The 549-nt window shown below is 47.0% G+C and carries 1 protein-coding gene; it reads left to right on the top strand.

All coding sequences use genetic code 11. From position 1 onward, the window contains the following. Positions 1–20: 20 nt before the first annotated feature. The coding region (locus A3754_RS25935) for a dynamin family protein (RefSeq protein ID WP_197468454.1) at positions 21–549 on the top strand (529 nt) is incomplete at its 3' end.

The following is a 549-nucleotide window of genomic DNA, read 5'->3' as shown; positions in this document are numbered from 1 at the left end:
CCACTTCTCCTATGACGTCTTTGTCTGATCGCTATTTGGAATTTCGCCGCTTGGTTGATCATCAGCTCTTGCCGCTTATTAATCGGGTTGCAGTAGTGACGAATGAGGCAGAGCAGATGATGAGAATAAGATCGGCGGATGATGAGTTTCGACTCTCGGAGTCGCTTAGCTCGTTCTCAGAGCGAACTGTGGTAGCTGTGGCGGGTGGTTTTAGTAGCGGAAAGTCTTCATTTATAACCAGCCTTTTCTTGAGTGATGATGTCAGTCTCCCTATTGGGATTGAGCCTGTGACAGCCATTCCCACCTACGTTTTTCATGCGGACAAGCCAGTAGTTAGCGGTTACCCATCCGGGGGTGGGTGCTTTGAAATACCCCAGCATATTTATTCCCGTTTATCACACAAATTTGTTGAAGAGTTTGGTTTTAATCTTCGAGATTTGTTGCCTTTTATTTCACTTGAAGTTCCCATGGAGTCATGCCGTAATTTGGCCTTTATTGACCTGCCAGGCTATAACCCCGGTGAGCGTGGTGGTTCAACTGGTGGCGATA

Source organism: Alcanivorax sp. HI0083 (assembly GCF_001635175.1).
The sequence above is the reverse complement of the archived record's forward strand: the minus strand, read 5'-3'. Positions and strand labels throughout refer to the sequence as shown.